This window comes from Frankia sp. AiPs1 (genome assembly GCF_023716945.1).
Lineage (GTDB): Bacteria > Actinomycetota > Actinomycetes > Frankiales > Frankiaceae > Frankia.
The window spans coordinates 1-836 of record NZ_JAMQQF010001091.1; the positions used below are offsets into that span (position 1 = coordinate 1).

1 pseudogene is annotated in these 836 nt (G+C 76.7%); it reads right to left on the reverse strand.

The window, feature by feature from the left end:
* Positions 1–836, reverse strand: a pseudogene (locus ND748_RS33055) (FAD-dependent oxidoreductase); the annotation flags it as partial.

Genomic DNA, 836 nt, shown 5'->3' on the forward strand with positions numbered 1-836 from the left:
GCGCTGCGCCCGCGCCGCGTAGCTCCCGGTGACCCGGCCCCGCAGGGTCCGGCGGCCCGCCACCTCGGGATAGCGCAGGTCCGACGCGGTCGCCATGTCCCAGGCGACGTCGATGACGGGGCTGGCCGCGCGGTAGAAGCGGCCCGGCAGCCCGCCGAGTCCCGCGCGCAGGCAGTCGCGCAGGACGAGCGTCTGCTGGGCGGCGACCGTCATCCCCTGCGCGTACAGCGGGTTGAAGCTGCACAGGGCGTCACCGACGACCACCAGGCCGTCGGGCGGGCGGCGCAGGGTCTCGAAATGACGGCGCACCGATTCCCGGAACCGGTACGGCACGGCGTCGCCGAGCGGGGTGGCGCCGCGGATGAGGTCGGCGATGTCCGCAGCCGGCAGCCGGCGGGCGAACGCGGCGAACCCCTCGTGGTCGGTGGGGGGATGCTCGCCGAGCAGGCCGGCGAGGGTGACGATCCAGCGGTCGCCCTCGATGGCGGCCGCACCCCCGCCGCGCAGGCCGGGGGTGGTGGAGATGATGACGCTGAGGTCGCCGTCGAGGTCCTCGGGGCGGCGCCGGTAGAGCCGCGAGGCGTAGCCGAGGTCCACCGTGACGCGTGACGTCGGCGGCGCCGGGTGCCCGGCGGCGGCGAGCCAGTCCAGGGAGCGGGAGTTGCGCCCGCTGGCGTCGACCACCAGGTCCGCGGCGAGCACCGTCGATGCCCTGTCGCTGTCCCTGTCGCCAGCACCGGCACTGTCGCCAGCACCGGCACTGTCGCCGGCACGGTCGCCGTAGCCGGCGCCGGCGCGGATGCGCACGCCGGTGACGGCCCCGCCCGCCTCGACGC